Annotated in this window: 25 protein-coding genes and 3 pseudogenes; 13 read left to right on the top strand and 15 right to left on the bottom strand. The window is 58.7% G+C overall.

The window, feature by feature from the left end; genetic code table 11:
• Positions 1-36: 36 nt before the first annotated feature.
• Positions 37-1,194 carry a hypothetical protein gene (locus N5098_RS16435; protein ID WP_267638923.1) on the top strand — a complete coding sequence of 386 codons (1,158 nt, stop codon included), beginning with the start codon at positions 37-39 and terminating at the stop codon, positions 1,192-1,194.
• Between the two features lie 42 nt (positions 1,195-1,236).
• Here the strand turns inward: N5098_RS16435 and N5098_RS16430 are convergent, their stop codons facing one another.
• Together N5098_RS16430 and N5098_RS16425 are read right to left on the bottom strand one after the other, a co-directional pair.
• Positions 1,237-1,791 carry a peroxiredoxin gene (locus tag N5098_RS16430; protein ID WP_230892500.1) on the bottom strand — a complete coding sequence of 185 codons (555 nt, stop codon included), beginning with the start codon at positions 1,789-1,791 and terminating at the stop codon, positions 1,237-1,239.
• A 101-nt stretch (positions 1,792-1,892) separates the two neighbouring features.
• Positions 1,893-2,237 carry a winged helix-turn-helix transcriptional regulator gene (locus N5098_RS16425; RefSeq protein WP_080505578.1) on the bottom strand — a complete coding sequence of 115 codons (345 nt, stop codon included), beginning with the start codon at positions 2,235-2,237 and terminating at the stop codon, positions 1,893-1,895.
• Between the two features lie 78 nt (positions 2,238-2,315).
• Here N5098_RS16425 and merA point away from each other — a divergent pair, with 78 nt between their 5' ends.
• A complete protein-coding gene (gene merA / locus N5098_RS16420) occupies positions 2,316-3,770 on the top strand; it encodes a mercury(II) reductase (RefSeq protein ID WP_230892501.1) in 1,455 nt (484 codons plus the stop codon).
• 3 nt (positions 3,771-3,773) lie between these two features.
• Here merA and N5098_RS16415 read toward each other — a convergent pair whose 3' ends face one another.
• A complete protein-coding gene (locus tag N5098_RS16415; protein WP_230892502.1) occupies positions 3,774-4,181 on the bottom strand; it encodes a CopG family ribbon-helix-helix protein in 408 nt (135 codons plus the stop codon).
• 98 nt (positions 4,182-4,279) lie between these two features.
• On the bottom strand, positions 4,280-4,423 hold the full coding sequence (locus N5098_RS16410; protein WP_267638922.1) for a hypothetical protein: 144 nt from the start codon (positions 4,421-4,423) through the stop codon (positions 4,280-4,282).
• A 44-nt stretch (positions 4,424-4,467) separates the two neighbouring features.
• Here N5098_RS16410 and N5098_RS16405 point away from each other — a divergent pair, with 44 nt between their 5' ends.
• Both N5098_RS16405 and N5098_RS16400 read left to right on the top strand, forming a co-directional pair.
• Entirely contained in the window at positions 4,468-5,766 is a 1,299-nt protein-coding gene (locus N5098_RS16405) for an RNA-guided endonuclease InsQ/TnpB family protein (protein WP_230892503.1), read from the top strand.
• A gap of 125 nt (positions 5,767-5,891) precedes the next feature.
• A complete protein-coding gene (locus tag N5098_RS16400) occupies positions 5,892-6,701 on the top strand; it encodes a hypothetical protein (RefSeq protein WP_230892504.1) in 810 nt (269 codons plus the stop codon).
• Here N5098_RS16400 and N5098_RS16395 read toward each other — a convergent pair.
• Positions 6,648-7,247 carry an ArsR/SmtB family transcription factor gene (locus N5098_RS16395; protein WP_267638921.1) on the bottom strand — a complete coding sequence of 200 codons (600 nt, stop codon included), beginning with the start codon at positions 7,245-7,247 and terminating at the stop codon, positions 6,648-6,650. The genes N5098_RS16400 and N5098_RS16395 overlap by 54 nt on opposite strands.
• 131 nt (positions 7,248-7,378) lie before the next feature.
• On the opposite strand from N5098_RS16395, the gene N5098_RS16390 reads away from it, so the two are divergent.
• On the top strand, positions 7,379-9,655 hold the full coding sequence (locus N5098_RS16390; RefSeq protein WP_267638920.1) for a heavy metal translocating P-type ATPase: 2,277 nt from the start codon (positions 7,379-7,381) through the stop codon (positions 9,653-9,655).
• On the opposite strand, the gene N5098_RS16385 is transcribed toward N5098_RS16390, so the two are convergent.
• On the bottom strand, positions 9,652-9,858 hold the full coding sequence (locus N5098_RS16385) for a heavy-metal-associated domain-containing protein (protein ID WP_267638919.1): 207 nt from the start codon (positions 9,856-9,858) through the stop codon (positions 9,652-9,654). The genes N5098_RS16390 and N5098_RS16385 overlap by 4 nt on opposite strands.
• Positions 9,859-9,990: 132 nt before the next feature.
• On the opposite strand from N5098_RS16385, the gene N5098_RS16380 reads away from it, so the two are divergent.
• Complete coding sequence (locus tag N5098_RS16380) at positions 9,991-10,203, top strand: DUF8129 domain-containing protein (RefSeq protein ID WP_267638918.1); 213 nt, start codon at positions 9,991-9,993, stop codon at positions 10,201-10,203.
• A 115-nt stretch (positions 10,204-10,318) separates the two neighbouring features.
• Complete coding sequence (locus N5098_RS16375) at positions 10,319-10,927, top strand: DsbA family oxidoreductase (protein WP_267638917.1); 609 nt, start codon at positions 10,319-10,321, stop codon at positions 10,925-10,927.
• A gap of 39 nt (positions 10,928-10,966) precedes the next feature.
• On the opposite strand, the gene N5098_RS16370 is transcribed toward N5098_RS16375, so the two are convergent.
• The gene (locus N5098_RS16370; RefSeq protein ID WP_267638916.1) at positions 10,967-12,205 is read right to left on the bottom strand and encodes an MFS transporter; all 1,239 of its coding nucleotides are present in this window, start codon (positions 12,203-12,205) and stop codon (positions 10,967-10,969) included.
• 258 nt (positions 12,206-12,463) lie between these two features.
• Here N5098_RS16370 and N5098_RS16365 point away from each other — a divergent pair, with 258 nt between their 5' ends.
• From N5098_RS16365 to N5098_RS16350, 4 genes are all read left to right on the top strand, one after another.
• Entirely contained in the window at positions 12,464-15,346 is a 2,883-nt protein-coding gene (locus N5098_RS16365) for a bacterio-opsin activator domain-containing protein (RefSeq protein WP_267638915.1), read from the top strand.
• A 112-nt stretch (positions 15,347-15,458) separates the two neighbouring features.
• Positions 15,459-15,602 (top strand): rubrerythrin-like domain-containing protein, encoded by a 144-nt coding sequence (locus tag N5098_RS16360; protein ID WP_135806867.1) that lies wholly within the window; start codon positions 15,459-15,461, stop codon positions 15,600-15,602.
• On the top strand, positions 15,599-16,909 hold the full coding sequence (gene gdhB, locus N5098_RS16355) for a glutamate dehydrogenase GdhB (protein ID WP_368408037.1): 1,311 nt from the start codon (positions 15,599-15,601) through the stop codon (positions 16,907-16,909). The genes N5098_RS16360 and gdhB overlap by 4 nt, the downstream gene beginning before the upstream one ends.
• 4 nt (positions 16,910-16,913) lie before the next feature.
• Positions 16,914-17,327, top strand: coding sequence for a hypothetical protein (locus N5098_RS16350; protein WP_267638913.1), 414 nt, complete (start codon positions 16,914-16,916; stop codon positions 17,325-17,327).
• Positions 17,328-17,437: 110 nt separating this feature from the next.
• Here the strand turns inward: N5098_RS16350 and N5098_RS16345 are convergent.
• Positions 17,438-18,882: pseudogene (locus tag N5098_RS16345) on the bottom strand (amidase).
• A gap of 92 nt (positions 18,883-18,974) precedes the next feature.
• On the opposite strand from N5098_RS16345, the pseudogene N5098_RS16340 reads away from it, so the two are divergent.
• Positions 18,975-19,082 (top strand): annotated as a pseudogene (locus N5098_RS16340) (IS5/IS1182 family transposase); the annotation flags it as partial.
• A gap of 14 nt (positions 19,083-19,096) precedes the next feature.
• Here N5098_RS16340 and N5098_RS16335 read toward each other — a convergent pair.
• Entirely contained in the window at positions 19,097-20,071 is a 975-nt protein-coding gene (locus N5098_RS16335) for a deoxyhypusine synthase (RefSeq protein WP_303651959.1), read from the bottom strand.
• Positions 20,072-20,162: 91 nt separating this feature from the next.
• Here N5098_RS16335 and N5098_RS16330 point away from each other — a divergent pair, with 91 nt between their 5' ends.
• Positions 20,163-20,900 carry a uroporphyrinogen-III synthase gene (locus tag N5098_RS16330; RefSeq protein ID WP_267638911.1) on the top strand — a complete coding sequence of 246 codons (738 nt, stop codon included), beginning with the start codon at positions 20,163-20,165 and terminating at the stop codon, positions 20,898-20,900.
• A 39-nt stretch (positions 20,901-20,939) separates the two neighbouring features.
• Here N5098_RS16330 and N5098_RS16325 read toward each other — a convergent pair.
• The 6 genes and pseudogenes from N5098_RS16325 to N5098_RS16300 all read right to left on the bottom strand — a co-directional run bounded on the left by N5098_RS16325 (position 20,940) and on the right by N5098_RS16300 (position 26,194).
• Positions 20,940-22,055, bottom strand: a pseudogene (locus tag N5098_RS16325) (MFS transporter).
• 210 nt (positions 22,056-22,265) lie between these two features.
• Positions 22,266-23,189 carry an NADP-dependent oxidoreductase gene (locus N5098_RS16320; RefSeq protein WP_267638910.1) on the bottom strand — a complete coding sequence of 308 codons (924 nt, stop codon included), beginning with the start codon at positions 23,187-23,189 and terminating at the stop codon, positions 22,266-22,268.
• 134 nt (positions 23,190-23,323) lie between these two features.
• Positions 23,324-24,199: a sulfurtransferase gene (locus N5098_RS16315; protein WP_267638909.1), complete on the bottom strand. Its 876-nt coding sequence runs from the start codon at positions 24,197-24,199 to the stop codon at positions 23,324-23,326.
• Between the two features lie 55 nt (positions 24,200-24,254).
• Entirely contained in the window at positions 24,255-24,992 is a 738-nt protein-coding gene (locus N5098_RS16310; protein ID WP_267638908.1) for a helix-turn-helix domain-containing protein, read from the bottom strand.
• A gap of 43 nt (positions 24,993-25,035) precedes the next feature.
• On the bottom strand, positions 25,036-26,058 hold the full coding sequence (locus N5098_RS16305; protein WP_267638907.1) for a YeiH family protein: 1,023 nt from the start codon (positions 26,056-26,058) through the stop codon (positions 25,036-25,038).
• A 4-nt stretch (positions 26,059-26,062) separates the two neighbouring features.
• The gene (locus N5098_RS16300) at positions 26,063-26,194 is read right to left on the bottom strand and encodes a hypothetical protein (protein WP_267638906.1); all 132 of its coding nucleotides are present in this window, start codon (positions 26,192-26,194) and stop codon (positions 26,063-26,065) included.
• Between the last annotated feature and the right edge of the window lie 205 nt (positions 26,195-26,399).

Here is a 26,399-nt window from a genome sequence, read left to right as displayed (position 1 = left end):
CGATTCGGAACGCATTGCGCCTGTAGGATGGAATCCATGAAAGACCCAGAGACAGCTACGGTTTTCGCAGGACTCGATGGACGCACAGACACAGAACTTCCGAGTTGGTATGCCGACCGAAAGGAAAAAATCCAGCCAGTCAGTTTCAGTAAGGCCGTTCGTGATCTCCCACAAGCTGTCGACACCAAAGTCGCGTACCGCAATCCGTACACCGATGAGTGGGTCGAAACGGATCGATTCAACGCAATCGTCGAGCCATCGCGATTGCAAGCAGAAGCAGACGGTAACGCCGAGACGGAGTCGTTATTTCACATCCCGACTGACAGTTACGCGATCATCAATCCGGTTGACGTCTATAGCCCACTGGAGGAGGTTCTCCGCGAGGAGACCATCGACGGGACGCCGCTGGGCGAGGTGATGTTCGGCGAGATTCGGCGCTACCGGGGCGGCGGCGAGGTCCACATGGACATCATGTTCGACGGCCTCGAGGTACGCCTCCCTGGCCGGTCGGACCCGATCACGATGGGAGTCACGTCGGGGTACGACTTCTTCGGCGAGCACGCCGTCTACGTGGAAGGCTTCGCGCAGGACGGTTACTGTTCGAACACGATGCGCTCGCTCACCGACAAGGAGGTGATCAAGCACGTCGGCGACGTACGGAACTTCCAGACGTGGTGGGAGGAACTCCTCGCACAGGTCGAACTCATCGCCGACGACCTTTTCGAGTTCATCCGGGACGCACAGGACATCGACCTCGACTTCTCGGAGCTCCCGTTCACCGTCACGGAGTTCTACAGCCTGCTTGGTTTCCCGGACTACCTGGCCGAGCGTGCCGCCGGCGATGCAGAAGCAAATGCGGCGTCACCCTTCGAGATCGATATGTGGACGCTGCATTCCGGCGCGACGTACGCGCTCACCCACTTCTTCCAAGGGAAGGAAGGCGCATCCCTCGATCAGTACGTCCGCACAGCCAACGACATCCTGTTCAATCCGGAAGGCACGATCGAGCGCGTCGAACGAGCCTACGAGGAGCAGCTGGAGGCGGACGGAGATGAGGGATCGCAGGCGTCGCTGGCCGGCGAGCGGGCGCTCGCGAGCATCGAGCGTGTGAACGAGGACCTGCAGGCCAACGTTGAGCAGTTCGAGGAGCGTGAGGATGCGCTCCGTGAGCGGTTCCAAGATGCGATGAGCTGATTGTCGGAGCGGCGTTCACTGAAACGATCCTCAAATAGCAGCTTACGTGAGCGGTTCCGGTTCCTCGTTATATTCGACTGCTAATTCGACATCCTCAGGACCGGGTTCATCGCGTTCCGCTTCCAGCGTCTCAAGAGCGTCTTTGACCGGGAAGAAATCCGGCTTCTCGAGTGCATCTTCTGTCGCCCAGGCGTATCGAATCGTTTGCTCGGAATCGATAAGGAACACGGCACGCTGCGGGACGCGCTCGTGGTTCTCCCATTCGTCATAACAGACATCATACGACTCGGCAACCCGCCCGGAACTATCACTAAGTAACGGGAAATTGAGGCCGTATTCCTCGGCGAATGCTCGGTGGGCGTAGACGCTGTCACCAGAAATTGCCCAGACATCGAGCGCCGGCGTCAGCTGAAACCACTCTGCATCGCGAATCGCACACAGTTCGTTTGTACAAACAGGACTGAAATCAAACGGGTAAAATACCAGCAACGCAGCCCGATCATCCGCAGTTGTCTCATCCAGGCTGTACTCGGTTTGTTCTCCGTCACGGAGACCTGGAAGAGTAAATGACGGTGCAGACGCTCCCTCGTTCATCATGCGTCACAGTAGCACACGAAGAAACGATAGTCTTGGGGCTAACACCCCCACCTGAATGGAGGAGCCTCAGATGTGGGATGTAATTCACTGGAGTCCGTATGTCAGGAGTTCGCCGTCGCCCACTCAAGAAGGGGTTCTAATCTCGAACGAATCTCATCCCCCTCGTCAGTTAGCGCGTATTCGACGCGTGGCGGAATTTCGTTGTACTGCGTCCGTGAGACGAGTCCTGCCTCCTCGAACTCGTCGAGACGTTTCGAGATTGTCGAGGTGCTCGCTGTCGGAAGGTGGTCTTCGATCTCCGCGAACCGCAGTGAGTCGTGTGCGCCGATGATGCTGACGAGTTGCATCGCGTATTTTCGGCTCAACGTGTCGATAACTCCTGTGAGCGGACAGTAGCACGTCCCCTCAACATCGCACGTTGGCGCCGGTGAAGTAGTATCTGCCATAGCTTCGTAGCCTCCAACCTACTCCATAGCTTCGGACTCTGGAGTATAAGAACTTCCCGTCATAAAGTATCAGTATAGATGACTCACACCTCCGACTATGATCTCGTGATTCTCGGTGGGGGCGCCGCAGCCTTCGCCGCGATCACTGAAGCGAGCCGACGGGACCTCTCGACGGCGATGGTGAATACCGGCTTGCCCATCGGCGGGACATGCGTGAACGTCGGCTGTGTCCCGAGTAAGCATCTACTCGCCGTCGCCGAGAGTGGCGCTGCAGCGTCGGAGAACCCCTTCGACGCCGTCACATATCCCGAAGAGCCGACTGTCGACTGGGCCGACGCCCTCGACGGCACCAACGAACTCGTCGAGCGGTTCCGGCAGGAGAACTACGTCGACGTCGCCGAGCACTTCGAGACCGACATCTACGAGGGCTACGGCCAGCTGGTGGACGACACGACCATTGAGGTCGTCGACGGCGCCGACGAGGGCGCGCACATTACTGGGAAGAAGGCGCTCGTCGCGACTGGAAGCTCACCGTGGGCGCCACCCATCGACGGCCTCGACGACATCGACTACTACACGAGCGAGACAATCCTCGAGGAGCGCGACCTTCCCGAGAGTATTCTGATAGTCGGCGGCGGGTACATCGCGCTGGAGTGGGGCCAGATCCTCCACCGTGTCGGCGTCGACGTGAGGGTTCTCCAGCGCTCCGGTCACGTGCTCTCAGGTATGGAAGGCCAGCTCGGCCGGGAGATGGAACGAGCCTTCCGCGAGGAAGGGATCGACATCATGACCGGTAACGACTTCCAGCAGGTTCAGGGTGTGGCTACCGACAGTAGTGCTGACTCTGGTCAGCAGGGCGTCGCTGTGGAGACTGTCATTGAGGGCGAGAAACGAGCGTTCACCGCCGAGGCGTTGTTCGTCGCGACAGGCGTCCAGCCCAACAGCGAGGACATCGGCTTGGAAGCAGTCAGCGTCGAGACCGAATCCGATGGCGCGATTCGCGTCGACGAGCATTTCCAGACGACGAATCCCGACGTCTACGCAGCGGGCGACGTGATCGGCGAGCCCGAACTGGAGACGGTCGCCGCCAAGGAGGGCAATCACGCCGTCAAGAACGTCTTCGGCAACGAGGGCGTCAGCATCGACTACGATACAGTCCCCGCAGTCGTGTTCACCAGCCCGGAAGTCGCAGCCGTCGGGACGACAGAACGCGAGTATATGGACGAGCACGGCACCTGTTCGTGCCAGACCATCCAGATGGCGGATGTCCCGCGGGCGAAGGCAGTCAAGAACACGGATGGCCTCGTCCAGGTCGTCAAACACCACGAGACCGACGAGATCGTCGGCGTCCACATGGTCGGACCTCGTGCCGCCGACATGATCATGGAAGCCACGCTGGCGGTGACGTTCGGCCTCACCGTCGACGACATCATCGACACCGTCCACCCGTTCCCGACGTTCAGCGAGGCGTTCAAACACACCTGTCAGGCGTTCCGACGGGACACGTCGACAATGAGCTGCTGTATCGAATGAATCTCACTCCGGGTCGGCCGGCGCAGTACTGCGGAGGAGCATCGTCTTCACGCGACCGACCCCATCGAAATCACGGAGCCGATACACGAGTTCCCGCACCCGCGCCGCATCGCCATGACAGAAGACGGTCTCTAAACACCACTCGCCCTGGTGGGTGTGGCTCATCGTCTCGATGACGTCCTGAAACTGGTGCTGGGCAGTATGGAGATCGTGAATCACCTCGTGGTGCTGGTAATCGAACGCCAGTACAGCGACGACCTCACCCGAAACCGCTTCGAGTTGTGAGTGCCCCTCGATGTATTCCTGCATCGCTTCACGAATCGCCCGCGAGCGGGAATCCAACCCCTCAGCCTGCCACGTCTCGTCGAACTCCTCGAGAATGTCCTCAGACACGTTCAAGCTCGTGCGCATACTCCCCAATTGATCCCCTACTGTCTTGAACGGGACGAGCGGAAGCCCATCTCTTCGGGGGTGGGTCTGAGCGACAGCACGGCCCGTCAGTCTACGCGCTACGATTCATCTGGATGTGCCACGCTTTCAAGTCCTCGCTCAAGCAGTTCGGAGTACGCTTCGGATAGCTCCATCTCCTTGTCCTCGGCGTAGTCTTTGATTCGACCGTGCAACGTGTGGGTGATGTCTATGTTGGGACGCATCGACCAATAGACTTTAAGACGTTGAGACGTAAATAGATACTGTCGTGAGGCGAACCAACACGTTCGCGATCCGCCCACTCTCCGAGGAGGACGAGCACCTGCTCCGCGAGTTGTTGGATGCCTCGGCCAGCCTGTGGAACGAGTTGAACTACGAACGCCGCCAGCGTTTCTTCGACGGCGACAGCGTGTGGGACACCGCCGACTACCGCAAACAGTACGTCGGCGTTCTCGGCTCTGCCACCGCACAGCAGGTGATTCGAAAGAACACATCGGCTTGGCAGTCGTTCTTCGCCGCCCGCGAAAACGGCGAGGACACCGCCCCACCGGGCTACTGGGGTAACGAAGACGATGGCAGGGAATTGCGGACGTACATCCGAAACGACCAATATACGCTGGAAATCAGCGAGCGCTCACGGCTGGAAATCCCGGTCGGCCAAGCCCTCAAAGACGAGTACGGACTTGGCTATCACGACCGCCTTCGCCTCGAAGTGTGCGGCGCTCCGAAATGGGACGGCGAACAGGGCCGCTTGGAGATACAGTACGACGAGGTGACCGACACGTTCAGGGCCTTTCAGCCTGTTACTGTGCCCGATTCTCGACAGGATTCACCACTGGCTTCAGAAGCAGCCGCGCTGGACGTGGGCGCGAACAATCTCGTCGCCTGTACTACCACCACCGGCCAGCAGTACTGCTACGACGGCCGCGACCTGTTCGCCCGCTTCCGCGAAACCACCGAGCACATCGCCCGCTTGCAGTCGAAACTCCGCGAGGGACGGTATAGTAGTCGCCGGATTCGACGTTTGTACCGCAAGCGAACGCGACGGCGTGACCACGCACAGGAAGCCCTCGTGCGAGATTTGATGGAACGGTTGTACGACGAAGGCGTGGCGACGGTGTACGTGGGCGACCTCACCGATGTCCTCTCGACACACTGGAGCGCCGAGGTGAACGAGAAGACCCACCAGTTCTGGGCGTATCGCTCGTTCATCGACCGGCTTGCGACGACCGCCGAGGAGTACGGCATCACAGTCGAAGTGCGATCGGAAGCGTACACGACGGCGGAGTGTCCGATGTGTGGTGAACGCGACGATACAAACCGAGACGGCGACGTGTTTCGGTGTTCGTGCGGCTACAGGGGACACGCCGACCTCGACGCTTCGCGGACGTTCCTCGAACGACAGGCTGGCGAATCGGACGTCGGGCCGATGGCACGGCCCGTGCGCCTCAAGTGGGACGACCACAACTGGTCGGAGGCATCATCCTCTCCCGAGAGGGTACGTCCCAACGAGGAGCGCACAAACCGGAGTACCGGCAACGGGAAACTTGCCTCCATGAGTGGATAGCCACCATCCCCACCGGAGGAATTCCACGGCTTCAGCCGCGGGAGGATGTCAACCCTCGATTATTACGGAATTCCCATTTCGGTCTTAACAACCGCTATACAGCGCAGGGATAGAGAGATAGATGAATGCTCCACGGCGAGGCGTTACCAGTATTGGTCGGCGCGATTGCTCTCGGATTTGTACACGGCATCGAGCCCGGACACGGATGGCCGGTCGCTGCGAGCTATGCGCTCGATCAATCCAACAAGTGGCTCTACGGACTCGCCAGCAGCTTGCTAATCGGCATCGGCCACCTCATTAGCAGTCTGGCGATGGTCGGCGTGTTCTTTTACGCGAAATCCTACTTTCAGTTGACGCAGGTGAACGAGCCGATCTCGATTCTTGGCGGCGTTTCCATCGGCGGTCCGGTCAGCATCGTCGCAGGCATCTTACTCATCGGACTCGGGATTCGAGAGTACACACACGGCCATTCTCACCAGCACGAGGACGACCACGATGGGCATACTGAGGAGCAGTCGACCCACCACAGTCACGGCACGTCACCCACGCACGAACACGCCTCGGATGGGCTTCTTATACGGGTGAAAACTCGGCTTGGAGAAATCGGAGGGGACTCCCACGAGCACAGGACCGATCCGGCTACTGACACCGACCACGGGCTACTCGGAATCGCCTGGTTCGCATTCGTCCTCGGGTTCGCTCACGAGGAGGAGTTCGAGATTATCGGCCTCTGTGCCGGTTCGACGTACTGTCTGGAACTGATGACCGCATATGCGCTGACGGTCATCGTCGGCATCGTCGGGTTAACGATGCTCCTCATCGCCGGCTATCAGGAGTACGAAGAAACGGTGGAGAAGTACACACCGTACCTGCCGCTGTTCTCAGCGATCGTCCTCGTCGTCATGGGACTCGGCTTCATCGCCGGCGTCTTCTGAATCACGCCGAACGCTCTCCACCGTCCCATTCTCAGTGAGGTCTATAAGCGCGCGATTTAGCAGTTCCCGGAGGACGAACTCCTCGTAATGCTGTGTTGCACAGTACTCGCAGGGCTTCATTTCTCGTGCCACCGCTTCGATCTCGTCGCCGTGCTCCCCATAGAGCGTCTCCACGAGTCCTGCTAATTCGGCTGTCGCGGTTTCCTGCGCCCCAGCGAGCGTCTGCTCGGCGTCCTCTGGAAGGTCATACGAGAAAATCCGCGTGTTCGACTTGTAGAACTTCCGCGTTCCGCCGCCAGCTTCCTCAAGACGGGCGATCTCAACCATCCCTGCGTCCTTCAGGACGTTCACGTGGTGGCGCACCGTCGTCTCGGCCTTCTCCTCACCGCGACGATGCAGTTCGTCGTGGATCTCCTCGATCGTCATTTCTTCGGCAGCGAGCATATCGAGGATCTTCGCCCGGACGTTGTTCTCCAACGCTTTCGCTTTCTCCGGGGCCGTCGTCACGACTTCACGAATCGGCACGTCGGATTCGAGGAGCGCCATTCTTGTGAGGACGTATGGGAACAACGATAGTAAGAGTAACGCTACATATTCGATAGCAGTCTTAGTTGTTCGATACCGCTATAATACTAGTCGTAATGGTTATCCACTTCGCTGGGTAACTAGCGACCACGATGGGAACGACACACGAACAATTCGACGTCGGGGGAATGTCCTGCTCGTTCTGTGCCGAGAGTATCAAGAAGGCCTACAGCCGGACCGTTGGTGTCGAGGATGTCGACGTAAGTCTCGCCCACGAGGAGGTTCTCGTTCAGTATGACGACGACCGCCTGAGCGAGGTCGAGGTGAAGGACACGCTTCGGGATCTCGGCTATACCATCCGCGACCCGGACAAAGCGAAGCGATACGAGCAACAGCAGGCCGAGCTCGCCGACGGCAAGCGCCGCCTCCTGCTCGCCGGCGGCGCATCCATCGTCGTTGCTGTGCTGATGGGCTGGATGATTCTCGTAATGGGACGCTTCGAGTCAGCGTCACCGGCGATGGATCTGGTGGCCTTTGGGCTGGCCCTCGGGACGATGTTCGGTCCCGGTCGCTACATCAAACAGAAGGCGTTCCAGAGCCTTCGCCGGGGGATCTTCAACCAGCACGTCCTCCTAGAGGCGGGCGCCTTCGCAGGGCTCCTCGGTGGGTTACTCGGCCTGTTTGTCTTCCCAAGCTTCCCGACCGTCCACTTCTTCGCCGTCTCCGTGTTCATCACCACCTACCACATCCTCTCCGAATATACGAGCCTCATCGTCCGCACACGAACCTCACAGGCCGTGCAGAACCTGCTCGACCTCCAGCCCGACACAGCACGCCGCGTCAGTGATGACGGTGACGTCGAGGAAGTCCCCCTCGACGACCTCGACGTCGGCGACTACGTCCGGGTCAAGCCCGGCGAGAACATCCCCGTCGACGGTGAGGTCGTCGAGGGTAAATCCACAGTCGACGAGTCGGTTGCCACCGGTGAGTCCATCCCCGAGGAGAAGGCGAAGGGCGACGGAGTGATCGGCGGCAGCGTCAACGAGACCGGGACGCTGCTCATCAAGGTAACTGCAACGGGCGAGGACGCGTTCCTGAACCAGGTGGCCCGCGAAATCGAGGAAGCACGCGCTATGAAGCCCGGCATCATTCAGCTCGCCGACCGCGTCCTCAAGTACTTCGTCCCAGGCGTCTTGACGATTGCCGCGCTCTCGTTCCTCTTCTGGGTGGTCGCACCGCTTGCGTGGGGTGCAGCCCCCAACGTCCAGCGCGGGGCGTTCGCAGCGCTGGCGGTCCTCGTGCTCGGCTATCCATGTGCCCTCGGGATGGCGACACCGCTCGCGCTAATTCGGGGTGGCGGGAAGGCGGCGAACCGCGGCATCCTGATGCGCTCCGGTGACGCCTTCCAGATCTTCCCCGACGTCGACCACATCGTGTTGGACAAGACTGGCACGATCACCGTCGGCGAACCCGCCGTCAGTGAGGTCGTCGCCTTCGGTGCCGACGAGGTGGATGTACTCACGACTGCGGCCAGCGCGGAGGCGTTCTCCGAACATCCACTTGCCGATGCGATCCTCGAGGCCGCCGACGAGCAAGGCTTCGAGTACGGAGACCCCGATGCCTTCGATTCCGTGACCGGCAAGGGCGTCCGGGTAACCGTGGCCAGCGACGACGTGCTGGTCGGGAAACCGGGATGGCTCAGCGACGAGGGGATCGACTTGTCGAAGGGAGACGCCGATATTGAGCGACTCCAAGGCCGCGGCCTCACCGTTGCTGGAGTTGTTCGTGGCGGTGACCTCATCGGCCTGATCGGTATCGGTGATGAGGTCAAGAGCGACGCCGCTGCGACCGTCCAGCGGATGACAGAGGTCGGCATTACGCCCGTGATGATCACCGGGGACAACGAGCGCACCGCGAACGCGGTCGCCGAGGAGGTCGGCATCGACCGCGTTATGGCAGACGTGCTGCCCGACGAGAAACGCGAAGAGATCGGTCGCCTGCAGGACGAGGGTTACCGCGTCGCGATGGTCGGCGACGGCATCAACGACGCTCCCGCACTCACGCAGGCGGACATTGGTATCGCCATCGGCGCAGGGACCGATATCGCCATCGAGTCAGCGGATATCGTCCTGATGGGCGACCGGCTTGGTGGCGTGATGGACACCTACGAGATCGGGAAAGAGAGCTACCGGAAGACCCGTCAGAACCTCGCGACGGCCTTCGCGTTCAACGGCATCGGCGTCGCCGCCGCGACCACAGGGCTCGTTCACCCAGTGTTCGCGATGCTTGCGATGGTGTTGTCTGTCTCGGCCGTCCTCGCCAACAGCTTCGCTGGTCAGCTCCTCTCCGGCGAGGGTGTCAACACCAAGTTCGCCCTAGAAGAACGGACCGACCGCGAACGTGGAGACAGCCGAGTGACGGCCGACTAAGCCACTACGTCGTAGCCAGCCTGTTCGATTGCCGCGTTCACGTCGGCGTCTGCGACTCCATCCTCGAGGACCACGTTGACCGTGTCAGCTTCGTGGTCGGCCTCGACCCGACTCACACCGTCGAGGTTTCGCAGGGCGGTCTCAACGTTCTGTTCGCACCCGTTGCACGACATCCCGTTGACGGAAATCGTCTTTCGCTCCATACGGGCCTGTAAACACTCGCGGGGAATGACCATTACGGTAACTATTGTATCGGTTTTATCTCTATTAGAGATGGGGCGTTATCGTCCAGAGAGGTGTTTGTGTCGGCCCCAAAGGGGTGGAGGCTCTTCGAGATGGGGACCACTGACGACGAAGAGAGTAACGAATTCCCTCCAGAGAAGCGTCTCGAAGCATCGAACACGCGTCTGATCAAGGCAGGGATCGCGACGATCCCGGATATGGAAACCCTCCAGGAGTGTGTTGCCTACGAGAACGCCCACCAGAACCGAACGCAGATCCTGCGCCGGCTCAAGGTGAAAGCAGCCGAGTTACGGGCCCAAGAATGACACGTAACTACTCGAAGAAATCACAAAGAGGAGTTTAACTTGTCGTCCCAGAATCTGCGTGCTCATTCCCCGATGCAGCCTGTGGCGGTTTACAATAGCACCCCGTTGCATCGGTATGGATGATTCACCCGTGCGGGTGTACGCGGATTATGCCTGCCCGTTCTGTTACCTCACCCACCACAACGTCGAGACGCTCCGAGCGGGCGGCCACACGGTCGATTTCGACTGGCATCCGTACGATTTGCGGGCTGAGCGGCGAGACACAAGCGGCCGGCTCGACCCGACACGGATCCAGTACCCGGCCGCAGTTGCACAGCGGATCGATCAGCTGCGCAACGAGGCAGGAGCCAAAGAGATGCTCCCCGTCCAGGAGGTACCGAAGGTGGATTCGTTCAACGCGCAGCTGCTCTCGCTGTACAGTCAGGCGGAGCACCCGGATCTGTGGGCCGACATTGACGCGGGACTGTTCGAGGCGCTCTGGCAGAACGGCCGCGACATCGCCGACGCCGATGTGCTGACCGATATCGCGGTGACCGCCGGAGTTGACGCGTCGACGCTGCCCGCAGCCCTCGGTGATGAACAGCTCCGTGATCGACTGTCCGAGCGGTTCGCGGCTGCACGTCGAAACGGCGTCACCGACGTACCGACGTTCGTCACCGAGAGCCGGACTATCGCGGAGTACCTTCCAGCTGAAGAACTACAACAGCTGTTCAGCGCCGAGTAGCACGACTCCACAGCGTGAAAGACAGTTGCTGAACCCCTGCTAGGAGTACCCCGGCTCTGGGGCTCGCCATGCAACCACGATTCCACAGATGGCGAGACCTCCAGCGAGTAGAAAGGCCGTATCGAACCCCGCCTGGTCGACAACAACGCCGCCCGCAATCGGGGCAAGGAACGCCCCCGCTAACCCAACACTCGTCTGGAACGCGACGGCTGTCGCAGCGACCCTCGAATCGACAACCTCCCGGACGTACGTGAAGGACAGCCCCAGCGTCAACTGAACCGCAAACCCGGTGAGCAGCAGCAGCGCAACGAGCAGTGGAAGTGACCGGAACTGAGTGAACACCAGCACGAGCGGAGCCGCAACTGCGAAGGACCCGAAAACGATGGGTTGGCGGCGACCACCGAAGACGCGGTCAGACAGGAGGCCACTACTGATTCTAGAGACGACCCCGATTGCGGGGAACACTGCCACCAGAAGCCCACTCACTGCAAGTGACAAGCCAAGCTCAGTTGTGAGATACGACGCACCCCAGCTATTCACGAACAGGTACAGCGAATAGCCGAGAAACCCGAGCAACCCGACTGACCAGACCTCCCGGTTCCGAAGAACTGCACCGAACTCCTGAACCGAGGGAGCATCTCCTCGGCTCGTCCCGATTCCTCGACTCGCTGGCCAGAATACGACGAGACCGATGACTGTGAGCCCCGTGAACGCGATAAAGATTGTAGGCCACCCGAATCGATGCGCAATCACTGGGCCAGTCCCTTGCCCGAGCGCGAATCCGATCGGGCCACTCGCGGTGAAGATGCCCACAGCCGTTGCCCGGTTCTCGCTGGTCGCTGCTCGACTCACGATATCGATGCCAGCGTTCCACACGACGACGTAGGCGACCCCACCGAGCGCTCGTGATGCAATCACTGATCGATAGTCCCCTCGTCGCCCAGCGATCCATCCCCACGTCCCGGCGACAACGAGTGTCAGCACTGCGAGTGCCATCGCAGTCCTGGAATCCGCCCGATCGAGCGCCGCTCCAGCTGGGAGGCTTGCGATCACCGCGGTGCCGAACATAACCCCGACCAGGAACCCTGCGATCGTCGGTCCAATATTCAGTGCGTCGCGAATGAGCGGGGTAACACTCGCCGGGACGATCTCATAGGCTGCGAGCCCCGTCGAGATTAGACTCGCTCCAGCGACGAGTCTCCACGCCGACTGGCGCTGCTGTTGCGGTTCGTTGCTCGTGCTGTCTTCGGGATGCGTGGTGGGAGGTCGGGTAGTCATTCCTCGAGAGTTTAGTCGGATAGCGGAACGCTGGAATCGGGAAGAGTTGGTCGACCACAAGAATCCCGATAATCGCATTTCCATATACCGTATCGCGCCCCCTATCGCAAGGGGTTAAACAACAAACGTCTTTGGCGCGGGGCGGTTAGATAGTTAACTAGCAATGGACGTACATTCCGATCCGGGCCAGTACCGGAGCTGGAGGCGAGTTCGCATCGGCACCGAGAGGACCATTCGCCGTCCCTCAATGGTCGAATAATGACCGCTACCCCACCCATTCTGGATGCGTCGACGGTGTTGCTCGTCGGGACAGACGACTGGCTCACACAATTCGCCACGACGCTCGAGAAACGGACTGATGCCAGCGTACACCACGTTCGAACCAAGACGGAAGCAATCGACACCATCCGGACGCACTCTACGGACTGCCTCATTACTGAGTACGCACTCGAAGAGACAACCGGACTCGACCTCCTCCGAGAAATCCGCGAGGAATCGCCTGCGCTCCCGGTCCTCCTCGGGACTACTGCCGGGAGCGAAGCCATCGCCAGCGAGGCCATCAAAGCCGGTGTCACCGATTACATCGCGCTCCCGGATCCGCCAGCACAGATGACTGACGAACTCATCGAACGAACCGAGCGTGCGATCCGGGCCGCACAGCGGTCGGCCACGCAACGGGACCGGGCCAGACAGTTCGACGCGATCTTCAACGATTCACGAACTGCGACGTGGGTGCTCGACCCGGATGGTGCACTTGCCCGTGTGAATGAAACAGCACGAGAGATGGTCGATGAAGCCATCGACACGCTCGTCGGCGAACCGTTCTGGACGCTTCCGTGGTGGTCACAAGCTGGTACAACGAACACGGATGTCCAAAAACTCGTGGAGAAAGCACTCGACGGGACGTTCGGCAACGCGGTCGTCCCACAGCTGCCAGACGCCGATGATCCGCGCGTTATCGATCTCTCCGTGCGCCCGGTCGAAAACGAGCGCGGCGATCTCGTCTCTATCGTCGTCGAAGGCGTCGACATCACCGAGCGCGTCGATCTCGAACGGAATCTCAGAGAATCCGAAGAACTGCACCGGGTCACGCTCAACAACATGACCGATACCGTCCTCATCACGGACGAAGCCGGCGAGTACACCTACGTTTGTCCCAACGTCCACTTTATCTTCGGCTACACAGTCGATGAGATCCGGAATCTCGGAACGATCAATGACCTCCTCGGCGACGACCTCTTCGACCGGGAGGAACTCGCAGAAGACGGCGTCCTCAAGAACATCGAGACGACGGCGACCGATAAAGCCGGGCGCGAGCACACGCTCCTCGTCAACGTCCGCGAAGTCTCGATTCAGGACGGGACCCTCCTCTTCAGCTGTCGTGATATCACGAAACGCAAGCAACGCGAGGAGGCCCTCGCCACGCTCCACGAGACAGCCCGCGATTTCCTCTACGCCGAAACCCACCAGGAGATCACCCAGCACGTCGTCGACGACACCTCTGGTGTGCTCAATCTCGATGCGAGTGCGGTCTACCTCTTCGACGGTGAGGCCAACAACCTTCGGCCCGCAGCTCACTCGGCGACGATGACCGAGCTGAACGGGCCACTCCCGACCGTGCACGCCGACGGTGAAACGCTCCCGAGCTACAGTTTCGTCGAAGATGAGGCGCTGTTCTTCGACGACGTTCACGACGCAGATCGGCTCGAAAATCGAGCAACTGACCTCCGAAGTGCGGCCTACATCCCGCTCGGCAACCACGGCGTGTTCGTTGCGGGATCGGACCAAGTCGGTGCGTTCGATGAGGTGACGCGAGAGTTGGCCGATCTGCTCGCGGCCACCGCCGAGGCAGCCCTCGACCGCGTCACACGGGAATCACGGCTCCGGGAACAGGATCGAACACTCCAGACGCAAAACGAGCAGCTTTCCGCCCTGAACCGGATCAACGAGACGATCCGAGAAATCGATCAAGCTCTCGTACAGGCGGAGACGCGCGAGGAAATCGATCACACGGTCTGTGAACTGCTGACCGCCGACGACCGGTTCCGGTTCGCCTGGATCGGGACGATCGATCCGACGACCGATACCCTGGAGCCTCGGGCCTGGGCAGGGACCGAACAGGGGTACTTGGATAGTCAGTCGTTCGCCGTCCAGGCGTCGGGTGCAGAACCGGCCGGACAAACCGCAGCCACTGGCGATGTGACGATGGTGACGAACGTCGCTGCTGGTCTCCGTGACGAGGCGTGGCGGAAAGACGCCATCTCCCGGGACTACCTGTCCGTATTGAGCATCCCGCTCGTGTACAACGACCTTACCCACGGTGTGTTGACGGTGTACGCACCGACCCAGGATGCGTTCGACGAGACGGCGAAGGCCGTCCTGGGAGAACTCGGCGAAACCATCGCGTCCGCTCTCAGTGCGATCGAACGGAAGAATGCCTTGCTCACGACGTCGATGACACGTGTCGAGTTCACCATCGACGACCCGAAATTTGTCCTCTCACGGCTGGCACAGGACGCGGAGTGCACCCTCTCGTATCAGGGTGGCGTCCAGCAGTCCACGGAAGGCAGCTACGTGTTCGTGACCGTCGAAGACCGGCCGGTAACTGACGTGGCAGACGCGGCCTCGCAACTGGTCGGTATCGACGACGTGCAGCAAATCAGCGCGGACGGCGAGGGGGGTGTTCTACGGCTCCGGCTCACACAACCGTTCCTCGCCTTGGAGCTGGCCGATCACGGTGCCGTCTTCCGCGAAGCGACCGCTGATCCAACCACGACGACGCTCGTCATCGATATCCCGGACAGCATCGACGTCCGAACGATCACGCAGCTCGTCCGTGAGACGTTCGCTGGCGCTGAACTCCGTGCCAAGCAGACGCTCGATCAGACCGCAGAACACAATCTCTACTCGAAGTTCCTCGATTCAGTGACGGAGCGGCAACTGGAGGTGATCCAGACGGCGTACTACAGTGGGTTCTTCGAGTCGCCCCGTGAGAGCACGGGCGAAGACGTAGCGGAGACACTCGGCATCTCCCCACCCGCGTTCTATCAACACGCGCGGACCGTCCAACGGAAACTGTTTGCTGCACTCTTCGAAGAGAACAATCTCCCGGTGGCGGCCCAAGCGGAGACAGTTCAATAACAAACCCACTGGTTGGAGTGCTGTTTGGTAGTCAACAGCCGAGTATTACCTTATACACTTATTACACCTTATAGAGTGCGCCACTCCACCTGGCGGCACTCGTGAACTCACAATGAAAGATGTCGACCCTGAATCAGACGAAGAAACCCCCTACGAGTGCTTCGAATGTGGCAAAATCATCATCGCGGAGGATAGCCCGGGCCAGTGTCCCGACTGTAGCGGCCCGATGCGAAACCGTCGAATGCCGCTCGAATGACCATGGCATCGAAATCTGATAGTACCCGCGACGAGTCAGACGACGAGGCGGCAGATTCGACCGAACCCGAATCTGCGCTCGAAACCGCCCGCCGCCAGTTGTACCATGCTGCTACTCATCTCGATATTGATCAGAACATCGTCGAACGGCTCAAACACCCAAAGAAAGTCCACGAAGTCACCGTTCCTATCGAACGTGACGACGGGACGGTCGAGGTGTTCACGGGCTACCGAGCCCAACACGACAGTGTTAGAGGACCGTATAAAGGGGGGCTCCGGTATCACCCCGAGGTGACGCGGGACGAGTGTGTCGGCCTCGGCATGTGGATGACCTGGAAATGCGCCGTTATGGATCTCCCGTTCGGGGGTGCCAAAGGCGGCGTTGCGGTCAATCCGAAGGAGTTGAGTTCGGCTGAGAAAGAGCGGCTCACCCGACGGTTTGCCCAAGAGATCCGCGGAGCGATCGGCCCGACAGTAGACATTCCCGCGCCAGATATGGGGACAAATCCACAGACGATGGCGTGGTTGATGGACGCCTATTCGATGCAGGAAGGCGAGACCATTCCCGGTGTCGTCACGGGGAAGCCACCTGTCATCGGGGGCAGTAAAGGCCGTGACGAAGCGCCTGGCCGGAGCGTTGCCATCATCGTTCGGGAGGCAATCAAGCACTACGAGAAGGATATTAACGAAGCGAGTGTCGCCATCCAAGGATACGGAAGCGTTGGCTCGAATGCTGCACGGTTACTCGACGACTGGGGAGCGAACATCGTTGCGGTCAGTGACGTCAACGGTGGTGTCTATGACACGAACGGCCTCGATACCCATTCGATTCCATCACACCACGAAGAACCCGAGGCTGTGATGGGTCACAACGCTCCAGAAACCGTCACCAACGCGGAACTGCTTGAACTTGACGTAGACGTTCTCGTGCCTGCCGCCTTGGGGAACGTCCTTACAGCCGAGAACGCCGAGGATGTGCGGGCGGATATCATCGTCGAGGGAGCGAACGGACCAACGACGAGCGAAGCTGATCGTATTTTTACTGAGCGAGGGATACCTGTTATTCCGGATATATTGGCGAATGCCGGTGGCGTCACAGTGAGTTACTTCGAGTGGCTACAAGATATCAATCGCCGTACGTGGTCGTTGGAACGGGTACACGACGAACTCGAAGAAGAAATGTTGACGGCATGGGATGTGGTCAGAGACGAGTTCACCGATGGTGAGGTGACGTGGCGAGATGCTGCCTATATTGTTGCTCTCTCACGAATCGCTGAAGCCCACGAGGCGCGGGGGCTCTGGCCGTAGGGAGATGGATCATCGACCATTCAGACGGATTCGACAGCCAACTACTCCGCTTGAACGAGGACTGTTTCGACTGTATCAACTTGTTAGTCCCGGGACTCTGTTCGTTACTATCTGCTTTATTGGATACGTTGTCATCGGCTTCAGCTTATCCTTCGTTGGAATCTATGAACCAGCGTACCCCGTGATGGGTTTCACCGACCCATTCTTTACAATCTTGTCATTTTTGACTGGGCTTTTCATCAGTACGATGTCGGGAACGCTCGCGGTGCTTACGCTCCTGCTTAGCCCCAACGATTCGAAGGCTAATTTCGTTGTCATGGTGAGTTTCATTGCTCTTGGATTTGGGGCCGCTACGATGCGAGTTACATTCGGGGCCGTCCAAGCATGTCTCGCTGAGATAGTAATCAGTCTTCAGTAGAAGTAAAAAATTATATTTATGTAATGCAAAAAAGATTAGTTACGACGTTCGCTCTTGAGAACTGCTCAAGTGGGTCCAAACGCTGGGTCTGCTACCGATGGCCGGTCGGTTCACCGCAGAGGATACTGATTCGTCCACGGCCGGCATCGTTCAAGCGCTGCAGCGACGCTCAAAATATCTGCTTCAGCAAACCGCCGCCAACAATCTGTAATCCAACTGGAAGCCCGTTGTCGGTAATCCCAGCAGGAACTGACGCCACAGGGTGGCCAGTCATATTGAACACCCATGTCAACATCACGTCTGTCGGAACACCAATCACGGATTGACCGTTGATTTCCGTTGGATAGCCGTCGGTGGGATGCTTGCTGAACGGTGGGACGGTAAGAGTGGGTGTCACGAGAACATCGTAGCCCGTCAGCGCATCCTGAATGCCATCGTATGCATCAGTCCGTGGCGCGTTCTGTAATCGATTGTCGGCAGCGTCGGTCTCTGTTCCTAAGGCGATCGTCGATCGAACCGTGTCTTCGACATCTGCCGTCTCGAAGTCGATGCCGTACCGGTCTTCGACTCGTTGAGCGAATGCACTGAAGAAGACGCCAACCTGCGTGACGTACGCCATCGAGAGCTCTTCATACGACGGGAGCGAGACGTCCACAGTATCGACTGTCGCACCGCCGGCCGCTAGGTCCGTGACGGCAGCATCAACTGTTTCACGCACCGTCGGTGCAACTGGTTGTAAATCCATATTCGGACTGTACGCAACCGATAGCTCAGTAGTCGGCCGGTTAGTGGCCTTGACGTATTCCGTCTCTGGACGGGGCACACTAAATGGGTCTCGGTCGTCGTAGCCTGCGAGGGCATCGAGTAAGAGCGCTGTGTCCTCGACTGTCCGGGCCATCGGCCCACCCACAAAAAACGGAGAGTGGGTGCCGAATCTGTCGAACGGGATACGTTCGGGAACGAGCCCGCACGTCGGTTTTAGCCCGATGACGTTACAACAGGAGGCTGGGACCCGGAGCGAGCCACCGATATCCGATCCGGTGGCAAGCGGTACTGCACCCGCCGCAAGCGCCGCTGCCGAGCCGCCGGATGAGCCGCCAGCAGAATGATCGGAGTCGAACGGGGTCGGAGTCGCACCAACGAGCCGATTCTCTGTCTTAATAGTGTGACCGAGTGCCGGTGTGTTGGTCGTACCGACGATGACAGCACCGGCAGCTTCCAGCCGTTCGACTGTGATGGAATCCTCGTCGGCCACGTTATCGGCCAATGGAGCGAGTCCCATCGTATTCTTGACACCCTCTTTCCGGCTCCGAAGATCTTTGATTGCGACTGGCACACCGTGGAGTGGGCCGAGGTCTTCTCCACGGGCCGCTGCAGCGTCGGCCGCGTGAGCACGCTCGCGTGCCGATTCCTCAGTGACTGTGATGAACGCGTTCAACGCATCGATTGCTCCAATACGCTTTAGGGTTGAGTCGAGGAGGGTTAGCGCAGACAAACGTCCAGTACGGATTTCAGATGCGAGTTCCCGTACTGATTGTTGCGTGAAGCCGGTCATATCTGGTGGACATTTGGGCTGGTAAATCCTATTTATTCTCGACTCAGTTGAAATACTCAGAAGGTTACAGGTTCGACCGCTAGTCTGATTGCATGCAAACTCTCCCACAATCGCGGGTACTTCGGTTCGTCAAGCAGGCATTTCACTTGGCCCAGCGAGCTGTCGCTCACTATACATCGTTCCCGAAACGCCCGTACACGTGAGTAGGTCGTACTCACTCGCTGAAAGCACCCGCGACAAGCAGTGGGAAGACGAGCGTCGCTTCTGCCTCGACCTGCGTGTAATTCGTCCGCTCATCGTCTTTGATCTTCCCCCACGATACTGCCTCGTTCGGGGGTGCTCCAGAGAGTGAGCCATTCCCTTCCATACCAGTCGAGATGTAGACGACGTAATCCGCCCCGCCACGGAACAGATTTGTCATAATCGCGTGGTGTTTCGGGACGCCCCCGCCGACTGCTATCAGACCTGTCGTGTCAGCGAGCATCCCATCTTCGATGAGCGAATCATAGTCGTCGAGGATCTCGATACCAACCTTCGAGTCGTATCCCTGTCTGTAATAGTAGAGGAAGTTCCCAATCTCGGCGTCTGTCAGCGCCGGACAGTACACGGGAACGTCGTTGTCTGCTGCTTGCTTGAGGACCGAATCCGGATCGTCGAGTGTCTCTCCTAACTCGCGGGCAAATGCCGTCGGCGTCCGAACCTTTTGGTCGGCGAAGAACTCCTCGAAGAAGTCGTACAGGTATTCCTCCAACCAGACGTATCGGTCGGAAGGAACGAAGAGATTCCCTAGACGGTTGATTCCCTGTTCCCGGAGCGCGGCTTCGTCCGCATCCCAGTCCCCCATTTTGAACGGCTTCGCCGTTTTGATAACATCCTCAGCCAGCGAGCCCGCGGTCGTGATAAGCACGTCGACGTACCCTTCGCGAACGAGGTAAGCGACAACTTCACGCAGCCCTGACGAGATGATATTCGACGTGTACGTAAGGTATATCGTAGCATCGGCGTCTTGCATTTGCTCGACGATGCCGATAGCCTCCGCGAGTTGCGTTGCCTGAAAGCCCGTCGTCGCATAGGCTTCCAGCATCTCCTGAAAATCGAACTCTCCACGGAAATCGTAGCCCTGTACGTCTGGTGTGGCCAACTCTTCATCACTTCCGGGAACAACGTGGTCATGAGAGTCGTCGTCCATACCGGCAATTAGCAGGATACCGGTTTGAATCGTTCGAGATTGGTCGCTGATTCTCGATACACACAAGTCCAACATCTGCTAACTGTCTAGTATGTCCCAGCCCATGGTGGCTGTTCTCCGGCCCGACGACAGCCGTATCGTTGAGGCGGTCGAGTATCTCCAGTCACTCGATGTCTCCCCGGTTCCAGACCCAATGCTGGCAATCACACCGACCGATCAGGTTCCCCAACATGCGGACTATTGTATCTTCACGAGCGAGACCGGCGTTGACTTAGCTGCGACAGCAGGATGGGAACAACGAGAAACCACTGTTTGTGCCGTCGGAGATCAGACCGCGACCGCATTACGCAGTCGGGGCTATGCAGTCGATATCGTTCCATCAACGTTCACGTCCACAGGACTCGTCGACGAGTTATCTGCCGATGTCGAGGGCCAAACCGTTGAACTCGCCCGGAGTGCACACGGCAGCGATGTCCTCGCTGAGGGACTGGAAGCAGCAGGTGCAATTGTCAGCGAAACGCACCTGTATCGCTTGGAACGACCGGAGACTGCGGGACAATCGGTTACACTTGCGGGAGACGGTGAGCTGGATGGAATACTGTTCACCTCGCCAAAGACGGTGGAGCACTTCGTTCAAACTGCAACTGAACGTGACGCTGTCGCTGCACTACAACCCGGGCTAGAGGAGACGGTTGTTGGAGCGATAGGAGCACCGACAGAGCGTGCCCTCAACAAGTATGAGATCGCTGTCGATGTCATACCGGACACAGTGGATTTCACACAGCTTGCCGAGGTCACCGTACGTCGAATTCTGGAGATCCAACAGTAAGCACATTCTGTTTCCAATTTGCTAGGCGGCTTTGAGTATTCACAGACGTCTCACCGTGAACCACATTGCTCTGATGAGGATGGCAGCGGCACCAGAGGCTAACAGGGTTTGACGATAGCCGAACAGCGCTGCAGCCCCGACAGTGAGCGGTGGACCGATGGTTGTGCCGAGTCTGAGAACACTCGTCCGAATACTCATAATGCTCCCGCGAAATTCGTCCGGTGCTCGTTCGTTGAGTGCCGTATCCGTAATCGGTTCAGCCAGCCCTTGACCAAGTCCGAATAGAAAAAGTGCGCCAGCAACCACATATATGGAATCCGCGAGAGCTACGACGGCGAGTCCGATTCCGTAACTCACGAACCCAAGTGCGATTGATTGGAAGCTCGTGAGTACTTGAAGCACGCGATCACCTTGCATTGCGGTCAGTCCCATCGTAACCGCGGGTAATCCCACGAGAAGGCCGATACCCGCTGAAGAGAGGTGATACTCGTTGGCAAGCAGGAACGGAACGGCAGTGAGTTGCGCGCCATAGAGTATGACGAAGATACCGAAGATTGCGAGATAGAGTATGACGAAGGGAGTCATCGGTGTGGATCCGGTGAGGAGCTCACGGATACTCGAATTCGGGTTGTTCTCGTCCCGATGTGGCTCCTCGAGCAGGGTTATGCCGGGAATCGCGACGAGCAGGGCGAGGAGAAAACACGCGAAGGGAGCCGACCATGCGAGCGCACCACCGAGCAGCGGATATCCGGCAGCACCAACCGCGAGAATCGCCGCGTTGGTGCCAATCAACACCCGCCGTTGTTCACCGGTGTAGAGGTCTCACAGAAGCGTAACTGTGAGCATCGCAATCGCACTACTCGCCGCCCCCTGAATCGCTCGTAGTACCAGAATCAGGGTAAAATCGGAAATGAAGATGATACCGCCCCCACTGAGTCCGAAGACAACAAGCGCCGGGATTAGAATTGGTTTTCGACCGATGCGGTCGGTTAGCAGTCCAATCGGGAGGGTGAGAAAGATCCCGGGGAGCGTGAACGCCGACAACAAGAGGTTGGCCTGTGCCTCCGAAATGTTCCACGCCTCTTGGACCGCTGGGAGTATAGGTCTGATGAGTGAGACACCCATGACAGCGACAAGCTTACTCGCGAAAATCACGGCTGCTGCTGGCTAGTTCCGGAGCTTCCATCCATTCCATCCGTTCTATTACTCTCTCGGTAAGTGCACCCCGTAAGTCATCCGCTACAGGGCGATGGTCACGTTGATCGGTGTTGGAGGATTAGTTCTAATCCTATTGTCACAAGTACTGAAGTGGTAGTTCCTCTCGATATTGGCTGTAGATTCCAATTCAATGTACGACACGTCGAATCACGCTACGCTGAGAACGAGTTTCCCTTGTACGTGTTCTGTCTCACCTACTTCGTGTGCATGAGGTGCATTTTCGAGTGGGAATTCGGCACTGATCGTGGGCCGTACCTCCCCGGCGTCAATTAATTCGCTAATGGTGGTTAGAAGCGACGGGGAATTCGACCGCCCACTTACCACCTGTACATCAATGTCGTGGTTGGTGGTGAGCGCTCCGGATGGTTGCCCAACGACTGAAACGAGCACCCCATTTTTCCTGAGCACGTCAACTGAGCGTGCTGGGGTTTCACCCCCGACTGTATCTACCACGATATCGACATTGTCAATCACTGACTCGAAGCGCTCTTCGCGGTAGTTCACGAACTCGTCGACGCCTAACTCCCGGAGATAGTCTTCGCTGTATCCCGACGCTGTGGCAATTACGTCAGCCCCCTTCCATTTCGCCAGCTGGACGGCCATATGTCCGACACCACCGGCTGCGCCGTGGATGAGAACTCGCTGGTCGGCCGTGCAATCAGCATACTCGAATAACGCTTGCCAGGCGGTCTGCGTGACGACTGGCACGCCAGCTGCCTCCTCGTAATCGAGCGATTTGGGCTTCGGGGCGAGTTGTTCGGCAGGTGTGGCCGAATACTCCGCATAGGAACCTAACTCCGGGAACCCATTGACACCGAACACTGCATCGCCCGTCTCAAATTCGGTAACTGACGCGCCGACTTCCTCGACGACGCCTGAAACGTCCATCCCGAGAACGAGGGGAAACGGATTCTCGGGCAGCATCGACGCCATCGACATTCCCTGACGAATCCGCCAGTCGACTGGATTGACACCCGCTGCGTGAACCCGAACGAGAACGTCATCATCGAGCAGGTCCGGGCGGGGCGCATCCTCGTACATGAGAACATCCGGCGAACCGAACTCATGCATACGAACAGCATTCATTCTATCCGTCACTTGGAATCATTCCTCAGTACGTAACTCCGAGCTACAGAATCTTAACCGCTCTTCATCAGGACCACTCGATCTCAGAGAATCTGTTGTCAGCAATATTTATAAACTGACTATTCTCGTTTGATGGCCGCGCGTTGGCCTTTCTCGATCGGTGCCCCGACTGTGTTACCCCACTCGACCCACGACCCGTAGTAGTTCCGGACGTCTTCATACCCGAGTACCTCGTGGAGAACAAACCATGTCAGTGCAGACCGCTCACCGATGCGGCAGTACGTGATCACATCCGCGTCTGCATCAATACCGTGTTCTTCGTACATCGAACGAAGTTCGTCTTCGGGTTTGAAGCAGCCGGTACTCTCGACGACCTGATTCCACGGAATATTACGCGCACCGGGAATATGCCCACCACGCTGGACGCCCTCATTCCACCCGGGCGGGGCGAGTATCTCACCACGGTACTCCTCGGGTGTTCGCACGTCGACGAGTGCCGTTTCCCTCTCGATCGCATCCATGACATCGGGACGGTCAGCTCGGATGTCCAGCTGGTTCTCATCGACCACGTACGACTGCGACGTAAACTCCGGCACCTTGGTCGTGAGCGGCGCATCGCGCTCCCCCCAGAAATCTCGTCCTCCGTCAAGCAGACGGACGTCCGCGTGCCCGTAGTACGTGAAGAGCCAGTAGGCGTGCGCGGCGAACCAGTTCATCATATCACCGTAGATGACGACCGTCGAATCGGGGCGAATGCCAAATCCACCCAGAAATTCTTCAAACGCCGCTTCGGATGGCACATCGAAGGTCGTCGGGTCCTGAAGGTCGGTTCGCCAGTCCACCTTGCTCGCACCGGGGATATGTTCGTGCTCGTAGTTGCTGGGATCGATGTCGACTTCAAGTAAACGTATCGACGGGTCATCTTTCTGCACCTCGTCAAGTCGGTCGACGAGCCACCCGATGGAGACGACTGCGTCAGTGGAAGAAGTAGTCATATCCATGGATTAGTCGGCGTACGCATTAATCTCCTGCTGTCACACACCGACGTAGCTACTCGAGCCACCGCGTGGTTTCGTTTCGATCGACGTATCGGTGGATGAGAGTCGACTCGGCTTGCCGGAGCCGATAGGAGAGCGTCGACCGGGGGATGCTGAGTTCGACAGCGAGTTCGTCGAGCGTCGTTTCCCGTGGGGGATCGTAATACCCCGCCGAGACAGCTGTGCGGAGTGCAGTCTCCTGTTCCTCCGGGAGATTGAGGCCCGCCATCTGCTCCCGTCGCCATTCGCTGGCATCCCGGAGATGGCCCATTCTGAACGAGAGCCCGTTGTGGAGTCTCGCCCCGAGTTCATCGTAGAAGATGCCGATTTGCTCATCCGAGCGCATGAGAACACGCCACCAGCACGTCTCTTCTTGTCGCCGGGTCTCGAAAATCAGTCCATCAGGCAGATGCTTCCCGGCGAGCGTGTGAACGGACTCACACTGACGGATATCCGCCAGGTACGAGTACAGGACGAGTTCGTTCGTTGAACGTTCCACGACATCGTGATGACGTTCCGCCGCGCACCGCTGTTCGGTAATCGCTTCCCCACAGCAACTGTCGTCGAACCGGATGTCTTCGAGACGGTCAAGAGCCGTCTCAGGACCGGTCACGTGCTCCATCCGCCAGAAGGCGTGTTCGTCAACGACCGCGTCGAGCGAGTGCGCGCTAAGCGTCGAGTGCTCAAGAAAGACATCCATCACAGGGTCGACGCCCTTCTCGTAATCGATAGCAAACGTGAACTCCCGCATTGTACGTCGATAGTTGTCGCTCGACAATAGCGCTCCCGGTTTCTCAGAACAGCGCCTGGACGACGAAGAGCATCACCGTCGCGACGATCGCGAGGCCGGTGAGCACCACGAGAACTGGTTTGTACCCCGTGGATCGGAGATCTTCGAGTTGAATTTCGAGCCCGAGACCAGCGAACGCGGTGAGGAACGCCCAGTCGGAGAGATTCGACAGCGAAGTGGTCTGCGCGCTGTTCAGGAAGCCAAGGTTTGCGACAACCATCACGGCGAGAAAGCCAAGAACGAACTTCGGAAACGTGTCCCAGAGGAACCGCCACCCGACGGCATTTCCAGCAGTTCCACCGTCCGTCGTGACACTCTTCGATTCGATCTCAGCGGTTGTGCGGGCGTAGTAGATGGCATAGGCGATGGCCACGAGACCGATGAGCGCGTTCCGGGCGAGTTTTACGAGCAGCGCCCACTCACCAGCGGTGTTAGAGAACGCAAAGCCAGCGGCAGTGACAGGGCCGGTGCTGAACATCGTGAGGCCGGCCCAGATGCCGAAGACGATCTCAGAGAGACCGAGTGCATGGCCGACGAGCGGATAGACGAAGAGAGTCGTCGCATCGAAGAGGAGGACAGTCGCAGCGGCGTACGCGATACGGCTATCGTCAGCGGCGATGCTCTCGGCGATGGCGACGACAGCCGACACGCCACAGATACCCGAACCGGCGGCGAGAAGCGAGCCGGTTTGCTCTTGGATGGCGAAAACGGACCGTGCGAGGAGTTCGATGACGACAATAGTCGTAACGACAGTGGCGACGACGAGCAGGAGGATCGTCGGTCCGGCCGCGATGACACGGTCGAGCGCCACACTCGCACCCATGACGACGATGCCGAGTTCGAGCCAGAGTTTGTGAGTTCCGACGGCAGTCTGTGCCCAGTCCGGAATCCCATACAGATTCCCGATGAGGAGACCGAGGGCTATCGTGATGATGAGGTGGTGCACCGGGATGACAGTGGCAACGAGCCGTCCGACGAGCCCGATCGTGAGAAGGAGCGCGAGTCCTGGGAGGAACGTTCGGTTCATTCGGTCACCACGGGATCGGAACGCCAAGAGAAACGACAAGGAGTGCGAGGAAGCCGAGTAGGACTGCCTGCCAGCCGGTTTCAAGGGTCATCCACCACTGGGTGAGCGTTTCGAAGACGTTGTCGGTGTTGGTCACTGTATCATTTTCTCGGAGGAGACATCGAATGAGAGTTTGGTTGTCGTAGGACAAAAATTGTCGAGCGATAATGATCGAATTCTCGAACCCGTTCAGGAGGAAGTTCCTCGGTATCACACCCACGATGCACGATTTCTGGAATCACGAAAAGAGAGATCGTCAATCCAAGCAGATTCAATACCTGAAGAGTACGGCAATGTTTGGA

It is taken from the genome of Halovenus rubra (assembly GCF_026586665.1).
Classification (GTDB): Archaea; Halobacteriota; Halobacteria; order Halobacteriales; family Haloarculaceae; genus Halovenus; species Halovenus rubra.
This window is presented reverse-complemented; position numbering and strand designations above follow the sequence as displayed.

Coding starts and splice junctions, on each gene's coding strand:
- N5098_RS16435 (WP_267638923.1), top strand. CDS start 37: ATGAAAGACCCAGAGACAGCTACGGTTTTCGCAGGACTCGATGGACGC.
- N5098_RS16430 (WP_230892500.1), bottom strand. CDS start 1,791: ATGATGAACGAGGGAGCGTCTGCACCGTCATTTACTCTTCCAGGTCTC.
- N5098_RS16425 (WP_080505578.1), bottom strand. CDS start 2,237: ATGGCAGATACTACTTCACCGGCGCCAACGTGCGATGTTGAGGGGACG.
- merA (WP_230892501.1), top strand. CDS start 2,316: ATGACTCACACCTCCGACTATGATCTCGTGATTCTCGGTGGGGGCGCC.
- N5098_RS16415 (WP_230892502.1), bottom strand. CDS start 4,181: ATGCGCACGAGCTTGAACGTGTCTGAGGACATTCTCGAGGAGTTCGAC.
- N5098_RS16410 (WP_267638922.1), bottom strand. CDS start 4,423: ATGCGTCCCAACATAGACATCACCCACACGTTGCACGGTCGAATCAAA.
- N5098_RS16400 (WP_230892504.1), top strand. CDS start 5,892: ATGCTCCACGGCGAGGCGTTACCAGTATTGGTCGGCGCGATTGCTCTC.
- N5098_RS16395 (WP_267638921.1), bottom strand. CDS start 7,247: ATGGCGCTCCTCGAATCCGACGTGCCGATTCGTGAAGTCGTGACGACG.
- N5098_RS16390 (WP_267638920.1), top strand. CDS start 7,379: ATGGGAACGACACACGAACAATTCGACGTCGGGGGAATGTCCTGCTCG.
- N5098_RS16385 (WP_267638919.1), bottom strand. CDS start 9,858: ATGGAGCGAAAGACGATTTCCGTCAACGGGATGTCGTGCAACGGGTGC.
- N5098_RS16380 (WP_267638918.1), top strand. CDS start 9,991: ATGGGGACCACTGACGACGAAGAGAGTAACGAATTCCCTCCAGAGAAG.
- N5098_RS16375 (WP_267638917.1), top strand. CDS start 10,319: ATGGATGATTCACCCGTGCGGGTGTACGCGGATTATGCCTGCCCGTTC.
- N5098_RS16370 (WP_267638916.1), bottom strand. CDS start 12,205: ATGACTACCCGACCTCCCACCACGCATCCCGAAGACAGCACGAGCAAC.
- N5098_RS16365 (WP_267638915.1), top strand. CDS start 12,464: ATGACCGCTACCCCACCCATTCTGGATGCGTCGACGGTGTTGCTCGTC.
- N5098_RS16360 (WP_135806867.1), top strand. CDS start 15,459: ATGAAAGATGTCGACCCTGAATCAGACGAAGAAACCCCCTACGAGTGC.
- gdhB (WP_368408037.1), top strand. CDS start 15,599: ATGACCATGGCATCGAAATCTGATAGTACCCGCGACGAGTCAGACGAC.
- N5098_RS16350 (WP_267638913.1), top strand. CDS start 16,914: ATGGATCATCGACCATTCAGACGGATTCGACAGCCAACTACTCCGCTT.
- N5098_RS16335 (WP_303651959.1), bottom strand. CDS start 20,071: ATGGACGACGACTCTCATGACCACGTTGTTCCCGGAAGTGATGAAGAG.
- N5098_RS16330 (WP_267638911.1), top strand. CDS start 20,163: ATGTCCCAGCCCATGGTGGCTGTTCTCCGGCCCGACGACAGCCGTATC.
- N5098_RS16320 (WP_267638910.1), bottom strand. CDS start 23,189: ATGCATGAGTTCGGTTCGCCGGATGTTCTCATGTACGAGGATGCGCCC.
- N5098_RS16315 (WP_267638909.1), bottom strand. CDS start 24,199: ATGACTACTTCTTCCACTGACGCAGTCGTCTCCATCGGGTGGCTCGTC.
- N5098_RS16310 (WP_267638908.1), bottom strand. CDS start 24,992: ATGCGGGAGTTCACGTTTGCTATCGATTACGAGAAGGGCGTCGACCCT.
- N5098_RS16305 (WP_267638907.1), bottom strand. CDS start 26,058: ATGAACCGAACGTTCCTCCCAGGACTCGCGCTCCTTCTCACGATCGGG.